Annotated in this window: 4 protein-coding genes; 1 reads left to right on the top strand and 3 read right to left on the bottom strand. The window is 48.8% G+C overall.

All coding sequences use genetic code 11. The annotated features are described in order from the left end of the window. Positions 1-418 precede the first annotated feature (418 nt). The 3 genes from Q0257_RS07000 to Q0257_RS07010 all read right to left on the bottom strand — a co-directional run bounded on the left by Q0257_RS07000 (position 419) and on the right by Q0257_RS07010 (position 3,451). Entirely contained in the window at positions 419-949 is a 531-nt protein-coding gene (locus Q0257_RS07000; RefSeq protein ID WP_298023290.1) for an NAD(P)H-dependent oxidoreductase, read from the bottom strand. Between the two features lie 556 nt (positions 950-1,505). Then, a complete protein-coding gene (locus Q0257_RS07005) occupies positions 1,506-2,309 on the bottom strand; it encodes a hypothetical protein (protein WP_298023294.1) in 804 nt (267 codons plus the stop codon). Between the two features lie 11 nt (positions 2,310-2,320). Continuing rightward, positions 2,321-3,451, bottom strand: a complete 1,131-nt coding sequence (locus Q0257_RS07010; protein WP_298023298.1) for a CinA family protein — start codon at positions 3,449-3,451, stop codon at positions 2,321-2,323. A gap of 118 nt (positions 3,452-3,569) precedes the next feature. Between Q0257_RS07010 and ileS the strand changes: the two genes are divergently transcribed. After that, positions 3,570-5,658, top strand: a 2,089-nt coding sequence (ileS, locus tag Q0257_RS07015) for an isoleucine--tRNA ligase (RefSeq protein WP_298023301.1), incomplete at its 3' end; no start/stop codon positions are given.

Consider the following 5,658-nt stretch of genomic DNA (forward strand, 5'->3'; position numbering starts at 1 on the left):
GGTATAGCGCCGTGGCGAGCAGAATACGGCGTAGAATAGAACTGCGCCTTACGAGGAAATATTTTTGCGGTAGCGGTGCGGCTATGCGACGAGCTTTCGTATGCGAGCCATGAAATTCTCGCGCGATCTGCGTTTTAAATTTAAGCGCGGAGCACCGGGCTAAAATTTAAAAATAAAATTTTAAAGCAGGGCTTGTGCCTTTTAAAATTTAAGAGCTGGGCTTAAATTTAGGCGCGGAAATTTTGCTTAAAATTTCATTTTTAGATCATACGAAGCGCGAGCGGAATTTTGGGGTAAAATTTAAAAATTTTAGGATTAAATTTGAGCTTTTTGAGCGAAAATTTTAAAAAATCAGCCGCGCCGCTTACGTAAAATTTTAAAGCTTTACGCGCGGCGGGCGGCTAGAAAAGCAAAGAATTTAAAGCTGATTTAAATACTTTATATAATTTTTCGCACTATTTTCTACGGCTTGCTTGCTTTTATCGTAAGTAAAGCCGTATGAGACGAAATTAGGCATAGTCGTTGCGCCGACGAAATTAAATGTAGCCTTAAATGGCGCTAGCACCTCATCCACGCTAAAGCCCACGATGCCATTTTTAGAGTAGTTTGCCTCAGTCGCGCCAAGTGAGATCGCAAGCGCGAATTTTTTGCCCTTAAGCTTGCCGCCGCTCTCTCCGCCATAAGCCCAGCCGCGCGTAAAAACATCCTCAAACCACTGCTTAAGAAGCGGCGTGCAGTTTGAAAAACGAAACGGAAACTGAAGCACGATTTTATCGTGGCTTTCGAGCAGTTTTTGCTCCTTTTCCACATCGATTTTAAAATCCGCATAAAGCGCGTAAAGATCATGAAGCTCGAACTTATCAGGATGGGCTAGCACAGCATCCCTCCAGTGGCGGTTTACGAGCGAGTTTGCGATATTTGGATGAGCTAAAATAATGAGAGTTTTCATTTTTATCCTTTAAATTTGAAATTGCGGAGCGCATTATAGCCCTACTTCGTAAAATTTTTCTTGTTTTATCGCAGGCAGCCTGAAATTCTAAAGCTTTACCAGCCGCCACCCGCTTATCTTTACAGCAACTTCGAAGCGCAAGCTTTGAATTCCAAACTTCATCCACTACTCGCGCTTTATTTAGAAATGCTTGCCCTTGGGGCACTCGTTGCGTTTTACGGAGGTTTACCACTTCTTTGCAAATATTCATATTCCATTGCGGAAGCTCGCGCGAGTAAAATTTTAACGAAACCGCCGCGCAGGGGAAATTTTAATAAAATTTGGCATCGCTTCTCTGCAAGCATTCGCCACAACAAATAAAATTTAGATGAAATCTAGCCGTGCTTTAAACTATACAACCTTGCCATCGGTTCCGTCGTCGGGCTGTGGGTGCTCATCGTGCTCTTATGAGTGTCCGTCACGCTTTCGTGCAGGCTCGTTACGCTCCTGCGAAAACTTGCCGCTTTCCTGTGGGTGGTAGTTGCAACAAAAAATTTTGAGTAGAATTTAGCGTAATTCAAATTCTAAAGCTTTGCCCGCCGGCCGCCTCTTCAGGGCCTAAACTATCATCGCGCTCCTGCGAGTGCCCGCCGCGAGGCTCCTGTCTAGGCTGCACGCCAAAGCCCTCCAAGACCTTCCCGATACTTTCGTTTGCGTCCTTGATGATGCCTTGCAGGCTTTCACCCATTTGATCAAGATTTTTACCCGCCTCGCGCGCCGCCGCCTCGCCCTGCTTTAACAGATCCTCTATTCTGTCCGCGTTACGAGCGGCGAAATCGTTCAAGACTTCGGGCGCCTTTTTCTGCAAATTTTGCAAGGCCTCGCCCAAAACTTTAGCATCGTTTGCAAATTTGTCTATCGTGGAGTTCAGATCGGAGCTCTGCTTGCGCTCAAAACCCTGCGGCGCGGAGCCTCGTATAGAGCTTTGCGTAGAATTTTGCGTGGAGCTTTGCCCCGAGCTATCCGCACTTTTATTAAAATTTTGCCCTTGATTACCCGCGCTAAAATTCTGTTCCGATCGTGCGCTTTGTTCGCGATCTTGTCCGTCCGATCCGCCGTCGCAGCCGCCCAAAATACATATCGCGGCTAACGCCAAAGTAAAATTTCGCGCCGCGCTTATAAAGCTAAAATCATTTATAAAACTAAAATTTCTAGCGCGACCCGCCGAGATAAAATTTAGTCCGTCGCTAGCCTGAGTAAAATTCTGCCAGCCGTATGCCGAATCGAAATTTTGCCATCGTCTAAAGCCCTGCTCGCCGCTCGCTCGGATAAAATTCTGCGCCGAATCGCCTCCGCACCCTTTCAAAATTCGTCTTTTCAAAATCCGCTCCTTTAAATTTCATCTCTCGCAGGCGCGCTCGGAAGCCGCCCGAAAAACAGATCGCTTCTAAGCTTCAAAAGCAAGCAGATAGCGATATCGGCGCTCTGTTCGCGGATGTAGTTTCGATCGCCTTTTAGATGAAATTCCCCGACGATCTGTTTGCCGCCCTGCTCCTTCGCGCCGATAAAGACCGTCCCTACGGGCTTTTGCGCGCTTCCGCCGCCGGGGCCCGCGATACCGCTTACCGCAAGAGCGAAGCTCGCCCCGCTGCTTTGTAGCGCACCCTCCAGCATCTCGCCCACGGTCTGCGCGCTGACAGCGCCATAGCGCGCGAGCGTATCTTCGCTCACGTTGAGCCAGAGATTTTTTATCTCGTTGGCGTAGCTTACGAGCGAGCCGTCGAAAACGTCGCTCACGCCCGCAACCGCGCCGAATTTTGCGGCGATTAGCCCTGCGGTGCAACTTTCGGCAAAGGTGATCTTAGCGCCTATTTCGCGCAGTCTATCTACCACAAAGCCCATAAAATCGCCGCCTTCGATGTAGCAGCTCTCATAATACTTGCCGACGCTTTGCAAAAACGCGTCCAGCGCTCCGAATTTCATCGCACTGGCGCGCACGAGTAGCAAAAAAGAGCAGGGTCTACTGATCGTAAGCGAAATTTTATAACTGATCGCAAGGCTTTCTAGGCGCTGCTTTACGCTTTCATATTCGCAATCGAATAGATAAAAGCTCTCGCCCGCGTTCGGCGCGTCTTGAAGGATCGGCGGCAAGCTCTGTAAGCAAAGCGCCTTGATCACGTTTACCGAGCAGCCTCTGACGTTTAGCAGGAAGCTGTTTTTCGCCACCGTGCGCGCCATCGAGGGCGCTAAGGTTTCTCCGTTTTTCAGCTCGAGCGAATCGAAAGAGAGCGTCGATAAAATTTTACCGACGACCGCGTAGGCGGAGTTTGCCGCAAAGATCGTGATAAAATCGTACGAATCGATCATCTTTTCAAGCGCGAAGGGCAAAACCTTATCGTTTTCGCTTAAGAATTTCAGATCGTCGATCCGCCCAAAAACTCGTTCGTAGCTGCGAGAAATATAGCTCATCAAAGCCGCGTCGTAGCGGATCTCCTCGCCGATTACAAGGATGATATTTTTCATAAAGACCCTCATTAAATTTTCGCACATTATAGCATAAACGCAGACTGCTCTTTCAGAGCTTTTTAATGGCGTTTTGGATAAACTTCACAAATTTTTTAAGACACGAAAAGGTACAAATATGGACTACAAAGATACTCTCTTTCTTCCTACTACGGATTTTGCGATGCGAGGCGCACTGCCGCAAAACGAACCTGCGCGGTTTAAGGCATGGTACGACGAGCGTAAAATTTACGAAAAGATGAAGGCTAAACGCAAGGGCGCAAGCGTTAGCTTTAATATCCACGACGGTCCGCCGTATGCCAACGGACACCTCCACATCGGCCACGCGCTGAATAAAATTTTAAAAGACATCATCACCAAAACCCATTATTTCTTCGGCGAGGAGATCCGCTACGTGCCGGGCTGGGACTGCCACGGCCTGCCGATCGAGCAGCAAGTAGAGATCAAGCTAGGCGAGCGGAAAAAATCGCTTTCAAAAGTGCAGATCCGCGAGCTTTGCAGACAGCACGCCAAAGAGTTTATCGACGTGCAGCGCAATGAATTTAAAGATATGGGGATTTTGGGCGACTGGGACGATCCGTATCTGACGCTAAAATTTGAGTTTGAAGCTGAAATTTACAAAGCGCTCTGCCAGATCGCTAAAAAAGGAATTTTAATCGAGCGAAGTAAGCCCGTGTTTTGGAGCTGGGCGGCAAAAAGCGCACTCGCAGAAGCCGAGGTCGAGTACAAAGATAAAGAGGACTACTCGATCTTCGTGGCGTTTGATCTGAGTGACGAAGCGAACGCTAAAATCGGCGCGAAAGGCGCCAAAGCGGTCATCTGGACGACCACGCCTTGGACGCTGCCGGCAAACGGCGCAATATCTTTGAACCCGAATGAAATTTACGCGCTGACGAGCGAAAATTTAATCCTTGCTAAACCTCTGGTCGAAAGCCTCGTAAGCCTGGGCATCACAGAAGGCAAGATCGTAAAAGAATTTAAGGCTACCGAGCTTGAGGGCTTAAACGCGATCAATCCGCTAAATGATAGAATTTCAAAATTTATCCTCGGCGAGCACGTTTTAATGGATGGCGGCACAGGGCTCGTGCATACGGCTCCTGGGCACGGCGAGGATGATTATTTCGTAGGGCTTAAATACGGCATCGAAGTGATTATGCCTGTGGATGAGGGCGGCTGTTTCGATCAAACTCTTAAAACCAAAAAACTCTTCCGCGCAGACGTCGTAGATGAGCTCGTAGGGATGCATATTTTCAAAGCAAACGAGAAAATTTTAGAGCTTCTAGGCCCCGCACTTATCAAATCCGGCAAATTCGTCCACTCCTATCCACACTGCTGGCGTACGCACAAGCCGGTAATCTACCGCGCGACAAAGCAGTGGTTTATCGCGATGGATGAGCCAATGCCTAGCGGCAAGACGCTGCGTCAAGTGGCGCTAGAGCAGATCGGAGGGGTTAAATTTTACCCGCAAAGTGGCGTAAACCGCCTTACCTCGATGATAGAAAACCGCCCCGATTGGTGTATCTCGCGCCAGAGGGACTGGGGCGTGCCGATCGCGTTTTTCCGCGATAAAAGCACCAAAGAGCCGATCTTTGATGAGAAAATTTTAAATAATATCTACGAAATTTTTAAAGCTAAGGGCGCGGATGCTTGGTGGCAGATGGAAATTTCGGAGCTTTTGCCTCAGGATAGCGGCTATAAGCCTGAAAATTTAGAAAAGGTGATGGATATCTTAGACGTTTGGTTCGATAGCGGCTCGACGTGGAAAGCGGTGCTACAAAGCGGCGCCTACGATGCAGGCAAATTCCCCGCGGATATGTATCTTGAGGGCAGCGACCAACACCGCGGCTGGTTTCAAAGCTCACTGCTTCTAAGCTGCGCGATTAACGAATGCGCGCCGTATAAGAGCATCCTCACACACGGATTTACCGTCGATGAGAAGGGTCAAAAGATGAGCAAGTCCGTCGGAAACGTCGTCTATCCGCAAGAGGTCGCAAAGAGCCACGGCGTGGAAATTTTACGCCTGTGGGTCGCGATGAGCGATTATTCGACCGATCTAAAGATCAGCGACAATATCCTAAAGCAGGTAAGCGAGCAGTACCGCAAGATCCGAAATACTATAAGATTTCTGCTCGCAAGCACCAGCGATCTTGGCGAGATCGAGACGAGCAATTTTACGCGGCTTGACCGCTGGATCCTAACGCGCGCGG

Source organism: uncultured Campylobacter sp. (assembly GCF_938018035.1).
GTDB lineage: Bacteria > Campylobacterota > Campylobacteria > Campylobacterales > Campylobacteraceae > Campylobacter_B.